The following is a 20,386-nucleotide window of genomic DNA, read 5'->3' as shown; positions in this document are numbered from 1 at the left end:
GGTGTTGTAGCTAAAATCTTTGCATAAGATTTGACGAACCACTAGTAAAAAGGGCATCATTTGATGCCCTTTTTCTGCGCTAAAAAAAGAGTTGGATGTTTTGACATCGATTTTTGCTCTTAGCAAAGAATTAAACGGTCTTTTTGACTAAAATGACTGTTAGATGTGTTGTTTTGCAACGCAAAGGAATGTGCCCTGCAACAGCGGGGTTATTGTCGTCTATATTTAAGACTTATCACAGGTTGGTTTTATGAAAGCAAACGCTGAAACTCCTGATAGCTCAGGTGCAGCAGATACAATGAAGTGGATTGTCGCTTTTGTTCTGTTGGCTGCTGCTGTTGTGGGTAATTACCTGTATGGTGAATTGTCTGTTGTAATTCGCGCTGCAGGTGTAGTTGTGCTGATTGCTGCCGCACTAGGCGTTGCAGCAACAACAACTAAAGGTAAAGCTGCGATCGATTTTGCAAAAGAATCTCGTATGGAGATTCGTAAAGTTGTTTGGCCTACTCGCCAAGAAACTATGCAAACTACATTGATCGTTTTAGCTGTATGTATTGTTATGTCTCTAGTGCTTTGGGGAATTGACGGCATTATGGTCCGTCTAGTTTCTCTAGCAACTGGGGTGTAGAGGGTTCTGATTCATGAGTGAAGCTCCAAAAAAACGTTGGTATGTAGTTCAAGCCTTTTCTGGCTTTGAAGGTCGTGTTGCACAGTCGCTACGCGAGCATATTAAAATGCACAACATGGAAGAACTATTTGGCGATGTGCTAGTACCTACTGAAGAAGTAGTGGAAATGCGTGCAGGCCAACGCCGTAAAAGTGAACGTAAATTCTTCCCTGGCTACGTATTAGTTCAAATGATCATGAATGATGAATCATGGCACTTAGTACGCAGCATTCCGCGTGTTATGGGCTTCATTGGTGGTACCTCTGATCGTCCTGCACCAATCACTGATAAAGAAGCTGATGCTATCTTGAACCGTCTAGAGAAAGCGAGCGAGTCTCCACGTCCTAAGACAATGTTCGAAGCGGGTGAAGTGGTTCGTGTGAACGATGGTCCATTTGCTGACTTCAACGGTACTGTTGAAGAAGTAGATTACGAGAAAAGCCGCATTAAGGTATCTGTATCGATCTTTGGTCGTGCAACACCGGTTGAGCTTGAATTTGGTCAGGTTGAAAAACTGGACTAAAACTCTAAGTTTTGAACAAGCTGTGGATAAATACTTCATAAGTTGTTCAAAATAAAAGAGTATAAAAAATCACCTTTTTAGGGTTGTTAAAGGCGCGAATTATGATTATAATTTCGCGCCTTTTTGCTTCTGTGGAAGTGAAAAAGAGTTAATTGAATTTATGGGGAGCTCGCCTTGCGGCTAGCGCATGTACCCAAAATATTAGGAAATATCATGGCTAAGAAAGTTGAAGCTTATATCAAACTGCAAGTTGCAGCTGGTATGGCAAACCCAAGTCCACCGGTTGGTCCTGCTCTAGGTCAACACGGCGTGAACATCATGGAATTCTGTAAAGCGTTCAACGCAAAAACAGAATCTGTTGAGAAAGGTCTACCTACTCCAGTAGTTATTACTGTTTACAACGACCGTTCTTTCACGTTCGTAACTAAGACTCCACCTGCTGCTGTTCTTCTTAAGAAAGCTGCTGGCGTTAAGTCTGGTTCAGGTCGTCCAAACACTGAGAAAGTTGGTACTGTTACTGACGCTCAAGTTCAGGAAATCGCAGAAACTAAAGCTGCTGATATGACTGGTGCTGACATCGAAGCAATGAAACGTTCTATTGCTGGTACTGCTCGTTCAATGGGCCTAGTGGTAGAGGGATAAGATCATGGCTAAACTTACTAAGCGTATGCGCGTAATCCGCGACAAAGTTGACTCAACTAAAGAATACGAAATCAACGAAGCTGTTGCTCTTCTAAAAGAACTAGCGACTGCTAAATTCGTTGAGTCTGTAGACGTTGCTGTTAACCTAGGCATCGATGCTCGTAAATCTGACCAAAACGTTCGTGGCGCAACTGTGCTACCTCACGGTACTGGCCGTGACATCCGCGTTGCTGTTTTCACTCAAGGTGCAAACGCAGAAGCTGCTAAAGCTGCTGGCGCAGATATCGTTGGTATGGAAGATCTTGCTGAGCAAGTGAAAAAAGGCGAAATGAACTTCGACGTAGTTGTTGCTTCTCCAGATGCAATGCGTGTTGTTGGTCAACTAGGTACAATCCTAGGTCCACGCGGCCTTATGCCAAACCCTAAAGTTGGTACTGTAACTCCTAACGTTGCTGAAGCGGTTAAGAACGCTAAAGCTGGTCAGGTTCGTTACCGTAACGACAAGAACGGCATCATCCACACTACTATCGGTAAAGCATCTTTCGAAGCTAGCCAGCTTCAAGAGAACCTAGAAGCACTTCTAGTTGCTCTTAAGAAAGCTAAGCCTTCTTCAGCTAAGGGTACTTACCTGAAGAAAGTAAGCATCTCTACTACGATGGGTGCTGGTGTTGCTGTTGATCAAGCTAGTCTTGATACTCAAGCAAACTAATTTGCTTAGGCGCAGATTTAGTGTATACTTCTGCGCCTAATATTTGTGGTTGGGTGGTTTTAAAGCAATTTGAAATCATCTATCCCAAGACCGTAGGCGCTGTCGATTTTCATTAGATTATTGATAGCTTAATAAAACCTACGTAGGCGATGTTGTGGTTTGAAGTGGATTTATTCATTTTTAAATAACATCGTAAACGCTCAATACATTTTGTATTGGGTGCTGTAATCACAACCAGAGGTTAATCCAAATGGCTTTAAATCTTCAAGACAAAAAAGCAATTGTTGCTGAAGTCAACGAAGCTGCCAGTGGTGCACTTTCTGCAGTTGTAGCTGATTCTCGTGGCGTTGAAGTTGGCGCAATGACTTCTCTACGTAAACAAGCTCGCGAAGCGGGTGTTTACATGAAAGTTGTTCGTAACACACTAGCACGCCGTGCGGTTCAGGGTACAGACTACGAGTGTCTAGTAGACACTTTCACTGGTCCAACTCTGATCGCGTTCTCTAACGAGCACCCAGGTGCTGCAGCGCGTCTTTTCAAAGACTTCGCTAAAGAGAACAAAGATTTCGAGATCAAAGCTGCTGCATTTGAAGGCGCAGTTACTGATGCTGAAGTACTAGCGACACTACCAACTTACGACGAAGCTATCGCACGCCTAATGATGTGCATGAAAGAAGCTTCTGCTGGCAAGCTGGTTCGTACTATCGCTGCACTACGTGACCAAAAAGAAGAAGCAGCGGCTTAAGCCTTGCTTTTCACTGGTTGCAAATTAAACTTATTGTTGACTTAAAAGAGAATTGTTATGTCTATTACTAACGAGCAAATCCTAGACGCAGTTGCAGAAATGTCTGTAATGCAAGTTGTTGAGCTTATCGAAGCTATGGAAGAGAAATTCGGCGTTTCAGCTGCAGCTGCAGTTGTAGCTGGTGGCGCAGCTGGCGGCGACGCTGCTGCTGAGCAAACTGAATTCGACGTAATCCTAACTGCTGCTGGCGCTAACAAAGTACAAGTTATCAAAGCTGTACGTGGCGCAACTGGCCTAGGTCTTAAAGAAGCTAAAGGTCTTGTAGACTCAGCTCCTGCAGCGCTTAAAGAAGGCGTTGACAAAGCTGAAGCTGAAGCTCTTAAAGCACAGCTAGAAGAAGCTGGCGCTTCTGTTGAAATCAAGTAATTATTACTTAATTTCATAGCCGCAAGGCTAATGGCTGGTGGTTTATTAACCACCGGCCTTTTTGCGCTGTAGGGCTATGGCGAAATTTCCGCTGTTTAACCGTCATAATCCGAGCAAAAAAACAGTCATTTTTTCGAAATGATTGTTCACTACCACTAAACAGCTGTTTGTCACCACCCCCTCTGAAGAGTGTTTTGGGTGGTTTGGGTCACTTATCAGCGAGCTGAGGAACCCCATGGTTTACTCTTATACCGAGAAAAAGCGCATCCGTAAGGATTTTGGTACTCGTCCACAAGTTTTGGACATTCCATACCTGTTATCGATCCAGCTTGATTCTTTCGACAAATTCATCGAACAGGATCCAGAAGGTCAATACGGTCTTGAAGCTGCTTTCCGTTCTGTATTTCCAATTCAGAGCTACAACGGCAATTCTGAGCTGCAATACGTTAGCTACCGTCTTGGTGAGCCAGTTTTTGACGTTAAAGAATGTCAAATCCGCGGTGTTACTTACTCAAAGCCACTACGCGTAAAACTACGTCTAGTTATCTTTGATCGAGATGCACCAGCAGGTACTGTAAAAGACATTAAAGAACAAGAAGTCTACATGGGCGAAATTCCGCTTATGACAGACAATGGTACTTTCGTAATTAATGGTACCGAGAGGGTTATCGTATCCCAGCTGCACCGAAGCCCAGGCGTGTTCTTCGACAGTGATAAGGGTAAGACCCACTCATCAGGTAAAGTTCTTTATAACGCACGTGTAATTCCTTACCGTGGCTCATGGTTAGACTTTGAGTTCGATCCTAAGGATAACTTATTCGTACGTATCGACCGTCGTCGTAAGCTACCAGCATCGATTATTCTTCGTGCACTTGGTAAATCGACTGAAGAGATCCTTGATCTGTTCTTCGACAAAGTGAACTTCGAAGTGAAAGACCAAACTCTTCTTATGGAGTTGGTTCCTGATCGTCTACGTGGTGAAACTGCGTCATTCGACATCGAAGCAAACGGTAAAACTTACGTTGAGACTGGTCGTCGTGTTACTGCTCGCCATATCCGTCAACTTGAAAAAGATGGCGTTGAGCACATCGAAGTACCAGTAGAGTACATCGTTGGTAAAGTTGCATCTAAAGATTACATCAACGAAGCAACTGGCGAGATCATCGTTGGCGCGAACCAAGAGATTAGCCTAGAAGCTCTTGCTAACCTGTCTCAAGCAGGCCACAAGGCTCTACAAACTCTGTTCACGAATGACCTAGATCACGGTCCATTCATGTCAGACACTCTACGTGCAGATAGCACAGTAGATCGCATCTCTGCATTGGTAGAAATCTACCGCATGATGCGTCCTGGCGAGCCACCAACGAAAGAAGCTGCAGAGTCTCTATTCGAAAGCCTATTCTTCTCTGAAGAACGTTACGACCTATCAACTGTAGGCCGTATGAAGTTCAACAGCTCTATCGAGCGTGAAGAAGAAGAAGAGCGCGGTACTCTGGATGAATCAGACATCATCGAAGTGATGAAGAAACTGATTGGTATCCGTAACGGTATTGGTGAAGTGGACGATATCGACCACCTTGGCAACCGTCGTATCCGTTCTGTAGGTGAAATGGCAGAAAACCAATTCCGTGTTGGTCTAGTTCGTGTAGAACGTGCCGTTAAAGAGCGCCTAAGCCTTGGTGACCTTGATGCAATCATGCCTCAAGATCTTATCAACGCTAAGCCGATCTCTGCTGCAGTTAAAGAATTCTTTGGCTCTTCACAGCTTTCACAGTTCATGGACCAAAACAACCCATTGTCAGAAGTTACGCACAAACGTCGTATCTCTGCTTTAGGTCCTGGTGGTCTTACTCGTGAGCGCGCAGGCTTCGAAGTACGTGACGTTCACGTAACTCACTACGGTCGTCTATGTCCGATCGAAACGCCTGAAGGTCCAAACATCGGTCTAATTAACTCACTATCTGCGTTTGCACGTTGTAACGATTACGGTTTCCTAGAAACTCCGTACCGTCGTGTAGTAGATGGTGTAGTAACAGAAGAAGTTGATTACCTGTCTGCAATCCAGGAAGGTCAATTCGTAATCGCGCAAGCAAACACCATTCTTACTGAAGAAGGTACGTTTGCAGATGAGCTAATCACAGCTCGTCAAAAAGGTGAATCTGGTCTTCACCCACGCGATCACGTTGACTACATGGACGTTGCGACAAACCAAGTAGTATCTATCGCTGCTTCGCTTATCCCGTTCCTAGAACACGATGATGCGAACCGTGCATTGATGGGTGCCAACATGCAACGTCAAGCTGTACCAACACTTAAGGCTGATAAGCCTCTAGTAGGTACTGGTATCGAACGTAACATCGCAGTTGACTCTGGTGTTACAGCGGTTGCTAAACGTGGTGGTCAAGTTCAGTCTGTAGACGCTTCTCGTATCGTAGTTAAGGTTAACGAAGATGAATTGGTACCTGGCGAAGCTGGTATCGATATCTACAACCTAACTAAGTACACGCGTTCGAACCAAAACACATGTATTAACCAACGTCCAACTGTACTTCCTGGTGAACCAGTTGCACGTGGCGATGTTCTTGCTGATGGTCCTTCAACAGACCTTGGTGAACTAGCTCTTGGCCAAAACATGCGTATCGCATTCATGCCTTGGAACGGTTACAACTTCGAAGACTCGATCTTAGTATCTGAGCGCGTAGTTCAAGAAGACCGTTTCACGACAATCCACATCCAAGAACTATCTTGTGTGGCTCGTGATACTAAGCTGGGTTCTGAAGAGATCACAGCTGATATTCCAAACGTAGGTGAGTCTGCTCTGTCTAAACTAGACGAGTCAGGTATCGTTTACATTGGTGCTGAAGTTAAGGGTGGCGACATCCTAGTTGGTAAAGTAACCCCTAAAGGTGAAACTCAACTGACTCCTGAAGAGAAGCTACTACGTGCTATCTTCGGTGAGAAAGCATCTGATGTTAAAGATACTTCTCTACGTGTACCAAACTCTGTTTCGGGTACTATCATCGATGTACAAGTCTTCACTCGCGATGGCGTAGAGAAAGACAAGCGTGCACTTGAAATCGAACAGATGCAGCTTAAAGAAGCTAAGAAAGACCTAACTGAAGAGTTCCAAATTCTTGAGGGTGGCCTTCTTAACCGTGTTAAAGCTGTACTTCTGTCTGGTGGTTACTCTGAAGCTAAGCTTGATACTATCGGTCGTAAGCAATGGCTAGAGCAAGTTCTAGAAGACGATGCGCTACAAACACAGCTTGAGCAACTTGCTGAGCAGTGGGATGAGCTAAAAGCAGACTTCGATAAGAAGTTTGAAACTAAGCGTCGTAAAATCACTCAAGGTGATGATCTAGCGCCTGGCGTTCTTAAGATTGTTAAAGTTTACCTAGCGGTTAAACGTCGTATCCAGCCTGGTGATAAGATGGCCGGTCGTCACGGTAACAAAGGTGTAATCTCTAAGATTAACCCTGTTGAAGACATGCCATACGATGAGAAAGGTCAGCCTGTAGACATCGTACTTAACCCGCTGGGTGTACCATCGCGTATGAACATCGGTCAGATCCTAGAAGTTCACTTAGGTTTGGCTGCGAAAGGTATCGGTGACAAGATCAACCAAATGGTTAAGGAACAACAAGAACTGCATAAGTTCCGTGAGTTCCTACAGAAGGTTTACGATCTTGGTGATACTCGTCAGAAAGTTGATATTGCTGAACTGTCTGATGATCAAGTTCGTACACTGATCAAGAACCTACGTGGCGGTCTACCGATTGCTACTCCTGTGTTCGACGGTGCTTCTGAGTCTCTAATCAAAGAACTACTTAAACTGGGTGATCTGCCAGAATCTGGTCAGCTTAAACTGTTTGATGGTCGTACTGGTGATTCGTTTGAGCGTCCTGTAACTGTTGGTTACATGTACATGCTGAAACTGAACCACTTGGTTGATGACAAGATGCATGCTCGTTCAACTGGTTCTTACAGCCTAGTAACTCAGCAACCACTTGGTGGTAAAGCTCAGTTCGGTGGTCAGCGTTTCGGTGAGATGGAAGTATGGGCACTAGAAGCATACGGTGCTGCATATACTCTACAAGAAATGCTAACAGTTAAGTCAGATGACGTTAACGGCCGTACTAAGATGTATAAGAACATCGTAGACGGTAACCATAGCATGGAACCTGGTATGCCTGAGTCGTTCAACGTACTGTTGAAAGAGATTCGCTCGCTAGGTATCAACATCGAGCTAGAAGACGAAGAGTAATCCCTCCTCTTTTTAAAAGAAGATAGGATTATTTGGTAAAAGGGAGCTTGCTACAGCAGTGAGCTCCTTTAACTCCTTACAGGAGCTGAATGTGAAAGACTTATTAAACTTTCTAAAAGCACAGCATAAGACCGAAGAATTTGATGCAATCAAAATCGGTCTATCTTCACCAGACATGATCCGTTCATGGTCTTTTGGTGAAGTTAAAAAGCCGGAAACAATTAACTATCGTACGTTCAAACCTGAACGTGATGGTCTGTTCTGTGCACGTATTTTTGGTCCAGTTAAAGACTACGAATGTCTTTGTGGCAAATACAAGCGCCTGAAGCACCGTGGTGTTATCTGTGAGAAGTGTGGCGTTGAAGTTACACAAACTAAAGTTCGTCGTGACCGCATGGGCCACATCGAGCTAGCTTCACCAGTTGCTCACATCTGGTTCCTAAAATCACTGCCGTCTCGTATCGGTCTACTAATGGATATCCCTCTACGTGATATCGAACGTGTTCTTTACTTCGAGATGTACGTAGTAACTGAACCAGGTATGACTGATCTAGAAAAATCTCAGATGCTTACTGAAGAAGAGTATCTGGATCGTCTAGAAGAGTGGGGTGACGAATTTACTGCTAAGATGGGTGCTGAAGCGATCAAAGATCTGCTTGCAACAATGGACCTTCATCAAGAAGTGGAAGAAATGCGCGAAGAGTTAGAAACGACTAACTCAGAAACTAAGCGTAAAAAAGTTACTAAGCGCCTGAAGCTAGTTGAAGCGTTCATTGCATCGGGTAACGATCCGCAATGGATGATTCTGACTGTACTTCCGGTTCTGCCGCCAGATCTACGTCCTCTAGTACCACTAGATGGCGGTCGTTTTGCGACTTCAGATCTGAACGACCTTTACCGTCGTGTGATCAACCGTAACAACCGTTTGAAGCGCCTTCTAGAGCTAGCTGCTCCGGACATCATCGTACGTAACGAAAAGCGTATGCTGCAAGAGTCTGTTGATGCACTTCTAGATAACGGTCGTCGTGGTCGTGCTATCACTGGTTCTAACAAGCGTCCTCTGAAATCTCTTGCTGATATGATCAAGGGTAAACAAGGTCGTTTCCGTCAGAACCTTCTAGGTAAACGTGTAGACTACTCTGGCCGTTCTGTAATCACAGTAGGTCCATACCTTCGTCTACATCAGTGTGGTCTTCCTAAGAAGATGGCACTTGAGCTATTTAAGCCGTTCATCTACAGCAAGCTAGAAACTCGTGGCATGGCTACGACAATCAAAGCTGCTAAGAAGATGGTAGAGCGCGAAGAAGCTATCGTTTGGGATATCCTGGACGAAGTAATCCGCGAACACCCAGTACTGCTTAACCGTGCACCTACACTTCACCGTCTAGGTATCCAAGCGTTTGAACCAGTACTAATCGAAGGTAAAGCGATTCAGCTTCACCCACTAGTGTGTGCTGCATACAACGCCGACTTCGATGGTGACCAAATGGCGGTACACGTGCCTCTAACTCTAGAAGCACAGCTTGAAGCACGTACACTGATGATGTCGACGAATAACATTCTGTCGCCAGCGTCAGGTGATCCGATCATCGTACCTTCTCAGGACGTTGTATTGGGTCTTTACTACATGACACGTGACAAGATCAACGTGAAAGGCGAAGGTATGTACCTTGCTGGCCCTGCTGAGGCTGAAAAGGCATACCGTACTAAGACTGCTGAGCTACACGCTCGCGTTAAAGTACGTATCACCGAAACTGTAGTAGACGAAGATGGTAACAGCACTACTGAAACGAAGATGGTTGATACAACTGTCGGCCGTGCAATGCTATGGCAAATCGTTCCAGCTGGCCTACCGTACAGCATCGTTAACCAAAAGTTAGGTAAGAAGCAGATCTCTACTCTTCTTAACGAGTGTTACCGTAAGCTTGGTCTAAAAGATACAGTAGTATTTGCTGACCAAATCATGTACGCAGGTTTTGCATACGCTGCACTTTCTGGTGTTTCTGTAGGTATCGACGATATGGTTGTACCTCAAGCGAAATACGATGAAATTGAATCTGCTGAAGAAGAAGTTCGCGAAATCCAAGAGCAATTCCAATCTGGTCTTGTTACTGCGGGTGAGCGTTACAACAAAGTTATCGATATCTGGGCATCTACGAATGACCGCGTTGCGAAAGCAATGATGGATAACCTATCTTCTGAAACAGTTATCAACCGTGACGGCGAAGAAGAACAGCAAGAATCGTTCAACAGCATCTACATGATGGCCGACTCGGGCGCACGTGGTTCTGCAGCTCAGATTCGTCAGCTAGCAGGTATGCGTGGTCTGATGGCGCGTCCAGATGGTTCAATCATCGAAACGCCGATCACAGCGAACTTTAAAGAAGGTCTAAACGTCCTTCAGTACTTTATCTCAACGCACGGTGCTCGTAAGGGTCTTGCGGATACAGCACTGAAAACAGCAAACTCAGGTTACCTAACTCGTCGTCTAGTAGACGTTGCTCAAGACGTTGTAGTACACGAACATGACTGTGGCACGCATGAAGGTATTGACATGATGCCTCACATCGAAGGTGGTGACGTTAAAGTTGCACTTTCTGAGCTTGCTCTAGGTCGTGTAGTAGCTGAAGACGTTCTTAAGCCTGGTACTGAAGATGTACTGATTCCACGTAATACTCTGATTGATGAGAAGTGGTGTCAAATCATGGAAGACAACTCAGTAGATAGCATGAAAGTGCGCTCTGTTGTTACCTGTGATGCAGACTTCGGTTGTTGTGCACAGTGTTACGGTCGTGACCTAGCACGTGGTCACCTAGTGAACCAAGGTGAAGCAGTTGGTGTTATCGCTGCACAATCTATCGGTGAACCGGGTACACAGCTAACGATGCGTACGTTCCACATCGGTGGTGCGGCATCTACTGCAGCAGCAGAGAACAGCATCCAAGCTAAGACAACTGGTACTGTGAAACTTCACAATGCTAAGTTCGTAGTTAACAAAGATAAGAAACTGGTTATCACTTCTCGTGCATCTGAGATGACGATTATTGATGAATTCGGCCGTACTAAAGAGAAGCACAAACTTCCTTACGGTTCGATGCTAACCAAAGGCGACAACGCAGCAGTTACTGCTGGTGAAGTTGTAGCTAACTGGGAAGCGCATACCATGCCAATCATCACTGAAGTGGCAGGTCGTATCCAATTCGTAGATATGATCGATGGTATTACAGTTTCTCGTCAAACTGACGATCTAACGGGCCTTTCTTCAAGTGAAGTTACAGACGCAGCAGCTCGCCCAGCAGCAGGTAAAGATATGCGTCCAGCTATCAAACTTGTTGATGAGCAAGGTAACGACGTAATGATCCCTGGTACAGAGATGCCAGCTCACTACTTCCTACCTGGCAAAGCGATTGTAAACATCGAAGATGGCGCTGAAGTTGGCATTGGTGACACACTATCTCGTATCCCTCAAAAATCGAGCGGAAACAAAGATATCACCGGTGGTCTACCACGCGTAGCTGACCTATTCGAAGCTCGTAAGCCTAAAGAGCCTGCGATCCTTGCTGAGCACACAGGTACTGTGTCTTTCGGTAAAGAAACGAAAGGTAAGCGTCGTCTAGTAATCACTCGTGAAGGCGGTGACGCTTACGAAGAGATGATTCCTAAGCATCGTCAATTGAACGTGTTCGAAGGTGAGAAGATTGAACGTGGTGATGTAATCGCCGACGGTCCTGAAACTCCACACGATATCCTGCGTCTACGTGGTATCCACGCAGTAACTCAGTACATCGCGAACGAAGTTCAAGAAGTTTACCGCTTACAAGGCGTAAAGATTAACGATAAGCACATCGAGACTATCGTTCGTCAAATGCTACGTAAGTGTACAATCACTCATTCTGGTGACTCTCCGTTCCTACCTGGCGAACAAGTTGAGTACCACAATGTTAAGATTGCTAACCGTAAGCTAGAAGCTGAAGGTAAAGAACTAGTACGTTTCGAACGTGATCTACTAGGTATTACTAAAGCATCTCTTGCAACTGAGTCATTCATCTCAGCTGCATCGTTCCAAGAAACGACTCGCGTACTAACAGAAGCTGCGGTTTCTGGTAAGCGTGATGACCTTCGCGGTCTGAAAGAGAACGTAATTGTTGGTCGTCTGATCCCAGCTGGTACTGGTTTCGCATACCACCAAGAGCGTCAAAAACAACGTGAAGAAGAGCAAGAAGGTCCTTCAGCTGAACAAGCTACTGACAATCTAGCAGCACTTCTAAACGCTGGTTTCTCTTCAGAAGAGTAAGCTCTACGAGTAGTCTCTAAGAGATAAGAAAAAGGCACCTTCGGGTGCCTTTTTTGTATCTGGCGTATTGGTATTTAGCTATGACTTATAAAGTGATAGGTGTGCTTATCTAGCTGGTGAGGTTGGATTTATGTCCTGAAGAGTGCTCTTTGAGGCCAGTAAGATAAAGGGTAGAGATGACTAGGCTGATTAGGGCTGTAACCATATGCTTATGGCTAAAGGTCAGGGCGAGCGAGTAAGCTATGTCTGAAAGGTTCTGGGTAGTTTGGATAACCTTACAGACAAAACAAAAAGCTTGCACAGAGGCAAGCTTATTAAGGATTCGGCTAACTAAGCGCCTGGTGGAATCGCTAAACTGTCTGCAATAAGCTGGATAAGATTATCTTCTACTTCAAAACGTAGTTCGAGTAGTTCACCTACTTTGGACATATCTCCTTCGAAGTTAGGCAACTCATCGTCTGCATTTACTTTAACGTACTTATCATTGAATTCTAGAAGCGGCTCGGTTGTAAGTACGATCTTCGCGTAAGTTGTATCAATCTCGTCATTGGTTTTAAAGCCTGTTGCTTGCCATTTTTTCATGACCATATCGTAGATCTTAAAATGACCCTCTGAGATATAATCGACAACATGATCACAGAATGAGCTTATTTCTTTAGGGGAAGGGAGTTCAACAACGTTTGATTGCCCGTTGCTAGCTGGCTGCAAGGCACCTAGCTTACAATACTCAACGATTAGAGACTGTCGAGTTTCGAGCCAATGATCGATGACCTCATTAGAGCCACCCCATTGTTCTTGTACTTGTTTGAATTTATTTAGCATGACCATGTCCTCATGATCTGATCACAACCTTGTGATCAAGTAATTGCCTAAGCAGGGTCCATTTTATTGGTAGCTACTAAAAGTAATAGTTTGAATTATTCTCTGCTACAACTCTAGTATGAAATTAGATTGCCAGTAAAATGAACGAACTGCAAGCAATGAGGCATAGGGATGTTAAAAAAAAGTGATAACAAAATGACAGAGCAAGCTTATTGGTGCGTCGTTTCTGGTAGTGATATTTGGGTTAATAATGATCAGTTTCCGTTTGGCTCTGCTGAAGAGCTTGGGCTGAGTGTGGAGCATGCAATCTGTATTGGTCAGCATCAAGGTCGCAAGGTGTATTGGCTCAACGATTGTGATGTGGAGAATGAGCTGAGCATGGTCAGCCTAAGAGAGTTACTGCACTGGCCTGAAGTGAGTTTCTTGACTGCAAGCAAAGCCATCCAATATGGGCATATGACTCAAAGTATGCGTTTTTGCCCTCAGTGTGGTGGTCGAAATCATCTCAACCATAACCAGGTGGCGATGCAGTGTGGAGATTGCCGCACACTTCATTATCCTCGTATCTTCCCGTGCATCATTGTCGCTGTGCGAAACGACAACAAGATATTGCTTGCGCAGCACCCAAGACATAAAACAGGCATGTATACCGTGATAGCGGGCTTCCTAGAGGTTGGAGAGACCTTAGAGCAGTGTGTGGCAAGAGAAGTCAAAGAAGAAACGGGTATCGATGTCGATAATATTCGTTATTTTGGCAGCCAGCCATGGGCGTTTCCATCGAGTATGATGATGGGCTTTCTCGCAGATTATGCTGGTGGTACGCTCAAGCCTGACTACAGCGAGCTATCGGATGCTCAATGGTTTGACGTAACAAGCCTGCCTGATGTTGCTCCTGTTGGAACCATTGCGAGACAGTTGATTGAGAAAACCGTTGATGACGTGATGAAAGATGGTGTGACTGAGCAGATACTAGAGCACTAATTTGCCTGTGATAGTATTTGGCCTATGGGTGATCAAAAGCTAAAAAAAACCCTCCACAAGTGGAGGGGGTAAGTAAGATGTCGTTATGAGATGCTGAGTAGTGACTACTCAGATGTTATAATTGTAATTTTCGCTAGCGAACAAATTTTTAACATGCTCCCGTAATTGGGTGCAAATTAAGCATTGATTTAAAAGTTAATAACTTGATCTAGGTTGCAAAGCACACAGCTTTTACTCTTCAATCAGTGTTAGAATACTTGCCATCAAAACTAGACAAGATTGAATTGGAATTTAACGGAATGACCGAATTAAAAAACGATCGCTATTTACGCGCACTTTTAAAACAGCCTGTTGATTACACACCGGTATGGATGATGCGCCAAGCTGGCCGCTATCTTCCTGAATACAAAGCAACGCGCGCTGAAGCGGGCGATTTCATGTCTTTGTGCAAAAACGCGGAACTGGCATCAGAAGTAACACTTCAACCTTTACGTCGTTTCCCGCTTGATGCGGCAATCTTGTTCTCAGACATCCTAACTATCCCTGATGCAATGGGCTTAGGTTTGTACTTTGAAACAGGTGAAGGTCCTAAGTTTGAGCGTCCTATCACGTGTAAAGCTGACGTAGAGAAGATTGGCCTACCAGATCCAGAAGGTGAGCTTCAATACGTAATGAATGCCGTTCGTCAGATCCGTAAAGACCTGAAAGGCGAAGTGCCACTGATTGGTTTCTCTGGTAGCCCATGGACTCTAGCGACATACATGGTTGAAGGTGGAAGCTCTAAAGCATTCACTAAGATCAAGAAGATGATGTACGCAGAACCACAAACGCTGCACCTGCTTCTAGACAAGCTGGCTGACAGTGTTATCGAATACTTGAACGCGCAAATTAAAGCGGGTGCTCAATCGGTAATGGTATTTGATACATGGGGTGGTGTACTGACTCCTCGTGACTACAACCTATTCTCACTGCAATACATGCACAAAATCGTTGATGGCCTAATCCGTGAAAACGAAGGTCGCCGTGTACCGGTTACTCTGTTCACTAAGAACGGCGGCATGTGGCTTGAGTCTATCGCAGCAACAGGTTGTGATGCGGTTGGTCTAGACTGGACAATCAACATCGCAGATGCAAAAGCTCGCATCGGCGACAAAGTTGCTCTGCAAGGTAACATGGATCCTTCAATGCTTTACGCTCAACCTGAACGTATTCGCGAAGAAGTGGGCAGCATCCTTGAAGGCTTCGGTGACGGTGGTACAGGTCATGTATTTAACCTAGGCCACGGTATCCACTTAGATGTACCGCCAGAGAATGCTGGTGTATTCGTTGACGCTGTTCACGAATTGTCTAAGCCTTACCACAAGTAATTCTGAGTAAGATTATTGAAAGCGCTGTTGGGAAACCAACAGCGCTTTTTTATTGTCTGAAATTGGCATTTGATGGCGGTTTAATCTTATTGTGTGCAGTTAATCAGGCATTTGGATCATGGTAGGCCAAATGCTCTGAGATGTGTTTCCTGATATAAGGAATGACTTCATTTTCAAACCAAGGGTTCTTCTTGAGCCAGATATTATTGCGTGGCGAAGGGTGGGGTAATGGCAAAAACTCAGGCGCCCACCTTTGCCAATCACGCACGGTTTCGGTCAATGTGCTGGTGGTTTTGTTTGTTAGGTAATGGTTTTGTGCGTACTGGCCAATCAGCAGTGTCATTTGAACATTGGGTAGAGATTGCAGCACTTTGTTGTGCCAAAGCTCCGCGCACTCTTTGCGTGGTGGGAGATCACCACTTTTCCCTTTCCCCGGATAACAAAACCCCATAGGCGCAATCGCGACTTTTTGCTCGTCGTAAAAAGTATCGCTATCTATCCCTAACCATCCTCTTAATCGTTCGCCACTGGCGTCATTCCAAGGGATCGACGACTCATGCACCTTGATACCCGGCGCTTGACCTATGATCAGCAAGCGCGCGTTTGGATGCGCTTGAATCACCGGGTTGGCACCGTGTGATAGGTGAGGCTCACAAGCTCGGCATTGTCGAATCTCTTTAAGTAACGAAGAGGACATCAGTAACCTTTATCAAAATCGATGACATGATTAAGTGTAAAGCCATCTCGCCACTGTTTGTAATTCTCTGCGAAGATCTCGACTACTTGTCTTGGCTCACTGAGTGCAGCGATGTGTGGAGTGATGGTGACTTGCGGTAGTTTCCAGAAAGGATGTTCCTGAGAGAGGGGTTCACTTTCAAACACATCTAAAAATGCGTGTTCTACCCATCTGTTTTTTATGGCGAGCAACAAGGCTTTATTGTCGATACTTTCCCCTCGACCGACATTAAACAGCAACACATTAGAGCAGTAACCTAACGTGGTTTGGTTCAACAGCTGATAGGTTTCAGCGGTTGATGGCAAGGTGTTGACCACAATATCGGCCTGCTTAAGGGCAGCCTCTATCTCATTGATGTGGAAAGTCTCTTTAAAGGTTTCTTGTTTGGATGGGATACCCGTACGGTTGACACCTATGGTATGAATACCAAAAGCCGCCGCGGTTTTTGCCAAATGACTGCCGATTGAACCTGTTCCTAAAATCACCATAGTTTTGTCAGTTAGGCTAGTATAAAGCTGTGGCTGCCAGTTTCGTTGTTGTTGATGTTGGTGGTAATGAGGGAAGTGTCTACAGTGACTGATTGTGTAACCCAATACGTATTCTGCGATAGCCGGGCCAAAGATGCCTTTGACGTTGGTTAGCGTATAGTCCTGACGCAGATCTGGCTGAGTGAGTTTATTGATTCCAGCATAGGTACTCTGTACCCAGTCTAGCTCTTTAAACTCGCTGAGGCGTTCTGCGATTAGAGGTGGTGACGCCAAGACAATCTGTGCTGATTCGGGGTTTTGAGTGATTTCTAGGTCGGGTAAATCCTGGTTTAGAATCAGTTGCGTATAGGTATCGTCATGCTCAGTAAGAATATAGAGCTTATTCGTAAAATTGTTCATCGGCTTACCTTTTCCCCCCAGGGTTTATCAAGTACACTTTCGCTGTCTTTTTCTGCAATTATTGAGTGACTATGCTTCAGAATCCACTGCAGGTTCGTCTTGAAAAGTTAGAACCTTGGCAACAAATTACCTTTATGGCGTGTCTATGTGAGCGTATGTACCCTAACTATGCCATGTTTTGTGAGAATACAGAATTTGCGGAAGCTCGAATCTATCGTGATGTTTTGGATAGCATTTGGGAAATCCTGACGGTTAAAACAGCAAAGGTGAACTTTGAGCGTCAACTTGAGAAGGTTGAAGAGCTATTCCCTAGCGGTGATGATTTTGATTTTTATGGTGTTTACCCAGCAATGGACGCATGCCAAGGCCTAGCAACGCTAATTCATGGTCTGCTTGACCGTGAACATATGTTGGAAGCGGTAATTAAAGTGAGTCAACAATCGGTGAAGACGGTTGCTGAGCTTGAGTTTGCTCAAGGCGCTGAAGAAGTGACGAACGAAAACCAGAAAGAAAACGAAGCGGTATGTGAAGAGTGGGACGTTCAGTGGGCCATTTTCCGACCTTTACGTGAAACGACTGAGCGTGACTTAGAGTTGATCAAAGACCTACGCCACGAACTGCGTGAAGACCCTGTCAGTAACATTGGTGTTGCGCTATAATTCGCAATTGCACCAAGGTACGAATAAAAACAAAGGCTCCCTAGGGAGCCTTTGTGGTATCTGACGGTATCAAATTGAGATTAAGCGTCTTTTTTGTCTTCGTTCTGCACTTTGTCTTTTGATGCGTCGTCGTCATTCGTTGATTTTGCATCTGAAGAGTCGTTGTCTGCTGGAGTTTCTTCCTCTAGCTCGTCCTCGTCATCGCGGTTTTCGATAACACCGTGTGTCTCTTTCCACTTCTCCCAGCGTTGGAACGCCAGTTCTTGCATATCAGTCGTCTTATCCGCTTCATCGACAATCTCTTCGCCCACTAGGTGCTCAAAGATGTCTTCTAGGGTGATGATGCCCTGAATAGTGCCGTATTCGTCCACAACTAAAGACAGTTGCAGGCGGTTTGCCATCATCTGGTCAAAGGCTTTAGCCAAGCCCATGTTGTTCAGCAACACGTGGATAGGGCGCATTACTTCACCCAGAGCTTTCTCACCACAACCGGCTTGCTGCAATCTAAACAGCTCTAAGCGGTGAACAAAACCGATGATGTTGTCACTCTGCTCGCTGTAAACCAGCGGGCGTGAGAATGGCGTGTCTTTATGTTGTTCTAGGAAGGTATTGACACTCATTTCCGCATCAACACGGAATACCACTGGGCGCGGCGTCATTATTTGAGTCACGGGTACATCTTGAATACCCAGTAGGTTGCTCAGGATTTTTGATTCGCCTTCTGCAAACTCGCCGCTCTCTTTTGCCAAAATCGCCATTGCAGATAGCTCATCACGCATTTTTGGTGCTTGGTGGCCACGAGCAAGACGTTTGGTGATCTGTTCTGAGAACCAGACAAACGGTGTTAGGAAGAACACCATCCAGCGCAGCACGCTTGCCGAAGCAGGGGCAAGTTGACGCCAGTAGGTTGCACCAATGGTCTTTGGAACAATCTCAGATAATACCAAGATACCTAGCGTTAGCACGGCAGAGAAGACACCTAACCATTGGCTACCAAAAACGACAGCCGCTTGTGCACCTGCTGTCGCAGCACCGATAGTATGGGCGATGGTGTTGAGCGTTAAAATTGACGCAAGCGGGCGGTCAATATCTGTTTTCAGTTTGTCTAAAGACTCTGCTGCAGGGTGCCCATTTTGTTTTAGTTGAGCAATGTAGCTCGGACTAATACTCAAAAGTACAGCTTCCAAAACAGAACAAATGAAAGAAACTCCAATAGCAATGGAGACGTAAATAGATAGCAGCAGCATGTTTGCCCTTAAATTAAATTGTACGCTTTAGCAGCGATTCAGCGTGGATTATAGTGAAAAAGTAGTGGCTAGGTCATCATTAATTTTGCTCTCAGCCCCTTTTAAACAAGGGCTTGCTTAATAAAATCAGTAACAAATTGTGAGTTATTACTCATATTATGGCTAAAACTACGGCATTAGAGCTAAAGATCGACGACAAACCTTTGCCAGATGGGGCATTTATGTTTTAGAGTGAATTGAATTCAAAAATACAAAGAAGGGAAACCTAAAATGAACAAGACTCAATTAATCGACTTTATTGCTGAAAAAGCGGACCTTTCTAAAGCACAAGCTAAAGCTGCTCTAGAAGCGACTCTTGGCGGTGTTACAGATGCTCTTAAAGATGGCGATCAAGTTCAGCTAATTGGTTTTGGTACTTTTAAAGTAAACCACCGTGCAGCTCGCACTGGTCGTAACCCAAAAACTGGTGATGAGATCCAAATCGCTGCTGCAAATGTTCCAGCATTTGTTGCAGGTAAAGCGCTGAAAGATTCAGTGAAATAATCTAAACTGTACCGAGGTAGTCGTATTCCACCTCGGTACAGGTTTTTATGAAAAAAGCATTTCTTCTCGTTTCACTATTATCTACATTTCTTATTGGCTGTTCTTCAACAAGCCCTCGCAAAAACCTAGAGCAATTTGAAACTCACACTGGCGGCCAAGTCATGGGCGACGCGACGAGTTTCTACTGGGTTACAAACAAGCTAACACAACCTCATACTTCAGCTGACTACGTCACTGTCGGCGATTACGGCTGGTACCAAACTGATTATGCTTGGTCAGAAGGCGTGCTTCGTGAATTCATTCGTGAAGGCGAGCAGCGTAACTCTTCTAATGAGCTGGTTCCCTATCGAATCCATGTGCGTTTCAATAAGTCAGGCGAAGCTGTGTATCAACAGTATCGTATTGATAGCAAAATCTTACCTATCCAAGCCAAGCAGCTTGAAAACTATCAGAAAGAAGCGACGTCGGTTCTAGAGACCACAACGAAGCAGCATGATGAAGGGCTTAGGCTGATTCAGGGTTACTGGAATGGCAGCTCTTTTAAAACGTGCGCTGGTGGTGAGTTTGATCGCATTGAATTTAACCAGACCTTGCCAGGCTTCGTGATTGACCGATTGGCGTCTGTGGAAAGCTATGCGGCGTTTCTTGGCAGTGATTCACTGGGTAAGATGAGCGTGGAAGAGTTACTGATGCTGGCTGAAGACAGCCATGATTGTGTCGTTAGGCCATCATTGTTGAAAGAATAGCGAGTAATCAAAGGATTGAGAGTATTTGGCCTACTGTAGGCCAAGTGCCTATTTGTCTGTACAAATACAGATTCTTGTGTAAATGAGATAATAAAAGGCGCCTATTGAGGTAATGCCGATCAGTTAAA

The 20,386-nt window shown here is 44.9% G+C and carries 17 protein-coding genes; 13 read left to right on the top strand and 4 right to left on the bottom strand.

All coding sequences use genetic code 11. The features are described from left to right. Positions 1-250: 250 nt before the first annotated feature. The 8 genes from secE (at position 251) to rpoC (ending at position 12,270) form a co-directional block, all read left to right on the top strand. The gene (gene secE, locus AB4209_RS21755; RefSeq protein ID WP_010435558.1) at positions 251-628 is read left to right on the top strand and encodes a preprotein translocase subunit SecE; all 378 of its coding nucleotides are present in this window, start codon (positions 251-253) and stop codon (positions 626-628) included. Positions 629-641: 13 nt separating this feature from the next. Then, positions 642-1,190 carry a transcription termination/antitermination protein NusG gene (nusG, locus tag AB4209_RS21750; protein ID WP_010435556.1) on the top strand — a complete coding sequence of 183 codons (549 nt, stop codon included), beginning with the start codon at positions 642-644 and terminating at the stop codon, positions 1,188-1,190. Between the two features lie 213 nt (positions 1,191-1,403). Continuing rightward, positions 1,404-1,832 carry a 50S ribosomal protein L11 gene (gene rplK, locus AB4209_RS21745; protein ID WP_010435555.1) on the top strand — a complete coding sequence of 143 codons (429 nt, stop codon included), beginning with the start codon at positions 1,404-1,406 and terminating at the stop codon, positions 1,830-1,832. Between the two features lie 4 nt (positions 1,833-1,836). Beyond that, a complete protein-coding gene (gene rplA / locus AB4209_RS21740; protein ID WP_017068866.1) occupies positions 1,837-2,541 on the top strand; it encodes a 50S ribosomal protein L1 in 705 nt (234 codons plus the stop codon). 250 nt (positions 2,542-2,791) lie between these two features. Beyond that, positions 2,792-3,286 (top strand): 50S ribosomal protein L10, encoded by a 495-nt coding sequence (gene rplJ / locus AB4209_RS21735; RefSeq protein WP_017060524.1) that lies wholly within the window; start codon positions 2,792-2,794, stop codon positions 3,284-3,286. 57 nt (positions 3,287-3,343) lie between these two features. Continuing rightward, on the top strand, positions 3,344-3,712 hold the full coding sequence (gene rplL, locus AB4209_RS21730) for a 50S ribosomal protein L7/L12 (RefSeq protein WP_017060525.1): 369 nt from the start codon (positions 3,344-3,346) through the stop codon (positions 3,710-3,712). Positions 3,713-3,947: 235 nt separating this feature from the next. After that, the gene (gene rpoB / locus AB4209_RS21725; protein ID WP_017060526.1) at positions 3,948-7,976 is read left to right on the top strand and encodes a DNA-directed RNA polymerase subunit beta; all 4,029 of its coding nucleotides are present in this window, start codon (positions 3,948-3,950) and stop codon (positions 7,974-7,976) included. 91 nt (positions 7,977-8,067) lie between these two features. Then, on the top strand, positions 8,068-12,270 hold the full coding sequence (gene rpoC, locus AB4209_RS21720) for a DNA-directed RNA polymerase subunit beta' (RefSeq protein WP_017068865.1): 4,203 nt from the start codon (positions 8,068-8,070) through the stop codon (positions 12,268-12,270). A 330-nt stretch (positions 12,271-12,600) separates the two neighbouring features. Here the strand turns inward: rpoC and rsd are convergent, their stop codons facing one another. Next, on the bottom strand, positions 12,601-13,098 hold the full coding sequence (gene rsd / locus AB4209_RS21715; RefSeq protein ID WP_171732696.1) for a sigma D regulator: 498 nt from the start codon (positions 13,096-13,098) through the stop codon (positions 12,601-12,603). A gap of 165 nt (positions 13,099-13,263) precedes the next feature. Between rsd and nudC the strand changes: the two genes are divergently transcribed. Together nudC and hemE are read left to right on the top strand one after the other, a co-directional pair. Next, on the top strand, positions 13,264-14,073 hold the full coding sequence (gene nudC / locus AB4209_RS21710) for an NAD(+) diphosphatase (RefSeq protein WP_017060529.1): 810 nt from the start codon (positions 13,264-13,266) through the stop codon (positions 14,071-14,073). A gap of 299 nt (positions 14,074-14,372) precedes the next feature. Further along, positions 14,373-15,440, top strand: a complete 1,068-nt coding sequence (hemE, locus tag AB4209_RS21705; RefSeq protein WP_017060530.1) for a uroporphyrinogen decarboxylase — start codon at positions 14,373-14,375, stop codon at positions 15,438-15,440. A 103-nt stretch (positions 15,441-15,543) separates the two neighbouring features. Here the strand turns inward: hemE and AB4209_RS21700 are convergent, their stop codons facing one another. Beyond that, on the bottom strand, positions 15,544-16,137 hold the full coding sequence (locus AB4209_RS21700; protein WP_372057336.1) for a uracil-DNA glycosylase family protein: 594 nt from the start codon (positions 16,135-16,137) through the stop codon (positions 15,544-15,546). Beyond that, a complete protein-coding gene (locus AB4209_RS21695; RefSeq protein ID WP_136974345.1) occupies positions 16,137-17,063 on the bottom strand; it encodes a D-2-hydroxyacid dehydrogenase in 927 nt (308 codons plus the stop codon). The genes AB4209_RS21700 and AB4209_RS21695 overlap by 1 nt, the downstream gene beginning before the upstream one ends. Positions 17,064-17,134: 71 nt before the next feature. Between AB4209_RS21695 and AB4209_RS21690 the strand changes: the two genes are divergently transcribed. Continuing rightward, positions 17,135-17,722 carry a YjaG family protein gene (locus tag AB4209_RS21690; protein WP_017062699.1) on the top strand — a complete coding sequence of 196 codons (588 nt, stop codon included), beginning with the start codon at positions 17,135-17,137 and terminating at the stop codon, positions 17,720-17,722. A gap of 80 nt (positions 17,723-17,802) precedes the next feature. Here the strand turns inward: AB4209_RS21690 and AB4209_RS21685 are convergent, their stop codons facing one another. Next, complete coding sequence (locus AB4209_RS21685) at positions 17,803-18,969, bottom strand: CNNM domain-containing protein (protein WP_017068860.1); 1,167 nt, start codon at positions 18,967-18,969, stop codon at positions 17,803-17,805. A gap of 270 nt (positions 18,970-19,239) precedes the next feature. Here AB4209_RS21685 and hupA point away from each other — a divergent pair, with 270 nt between their 5' ends. Together hupA and AB4209_RS21675 are read left to right on the top strand one after the other, a co-directional pair. Beyond that, positions 19,240-19,512: a nucleoid-associated protein HU-alpha gene (gene hupA, locus AB4209_RS21680; RefSeq protein ID WP_004729753.1), complete on the top strand. Its 273-nt coding sequence runs from the start codon at positions 19,240-19,242 to the stop codon at positions 19,510-19,512. A 47-nt stretch (positions 19,513-19,559) separates the two neighbouring features. Continuing rightward, on the top strand, positions 19,560-20,258 hold the full coding sequence (locus AB4209_RS21675; protein ID WP_372057333.1) for a DUF1481 domain-containing protein: 699 nt from the start codon (positions 19,560-19,562) through the stop codon (positions 20,256-20,258). Positions 20,259-20,386: the final 128 nt, after the last annotated feature.

This window comes from Vibrio sp. 10N.286.48.C11 (assembly GCF_041469805.1).
Lineage (GTDB): Bacteria > Pseudomonadota > Gammaproteobacteria > Enterobacterales > Vibrionaceae > Vibrio > Vibrio crassostreae_C.
This window is presented reverse-complemented; position numbering and strand designations above follow the sequence as displayed.

Coding starts and splice junctions, on each gene's coding strand:
- AB4209_RS21700 (WP_372057336.1), bottom strand. CDS start 16,137: ATGTCCTCTTCGTTACTTAAAGAGATTCGACAATGCCGAGCTTGTGAG.
- nusG (WP_010435556.1), top strand. CDS start 642: ATGAGTGAAGCTCCAAAAAAACGTTGGTATGTAGTTCAAGCCTTTTCT.
- rpoB (WP_017060526.1), top strand. CDS start 3,948: ATGGTTTACTCTTATACCGAGAAAAAGCGCATCCGTAAGGATTTTGGT.
- AB4209_RS21695 (WP_136974345.1), bottom strand. CDS start 17,063: ATGAACAATTTTACGAATAAGCTCTATATTCTTACTGAGCATGACGAT.
- rplL (WP_017060525.1), top strand. CDS start 3,344: ATGTCTATTACTAACGAGCAAATCCTAGACGCAGTTGCAGAAATGTCT.
- AB4209_RS21675 (WP_372057333.1), top strand. CDS start 19,560: ATGAAAAAAGCATTTCTTCTCGTTTCACTATTATCTACATTTCTTATT.
- rplA (WP_017068866.1), top strand. CDS start 1,837: ATGGCTAAACTTACTAAGCGTATGCGCGTAATCCGCGACAAAGTTGAC.
- AB4209_RS21685 (WP_017068860.1), bottom strand. CDS start 18,969: ATGCTGCTGCTATCTATTTACGTCTCCATTGCTATTGGAGTTTCTTTC.
- nudC (WP_017060529.1), top strand. CDS start 13,264: ATGTTAAAAAAAAGTGATAACAAAATGACAGAGCAAGCTTATTGGTGC.
- AB4209_RS21690 (WP_017062699.1), top strand. CDS start 17,135: ATGCTTCAGAATCCACTGCAGGTTCGTCTTGAAAAGTTAGAACCTTGG.
- hemE (WP_017060530.1), top strand. CDS start 14,373: ATGACCGAATTAAAAAACGATCGCTATTTACGCGCACTTTTAAAACAG.
- rplK (WP_010435555.1), top strand. CDS start 1,404: ATGGCTAAGAAAGTTGAAGCTTATATCAAACTGCAAGTTGCAGCTGGT.
- rplJ (WP_017060524.1), top strand. CDS start 2,792: ATGGCTTTAAATCTTCAAGACAAAAAAGCAATTGTTGCTGAAGTCAAC.
- rsd (WP_171732696.1), bottom strand. CDS start 13,098: ATGGTCATGCTAAATAAATTCAAACAAGTACAAGAACAATGGGGTGGC.
- secE (WP_010435558.1), top strand. CDS start 251: ATGAAAGCAAACGCTGAAACTCCTGATAGCTCAGGTGCAGCAGATACA.
- hupA (WP_004729753.1), top strand. CDS start 19,240: ATGAACAAGACTCAATTAATCGACTTTATTGCTGAAAAAGCGGACCTT.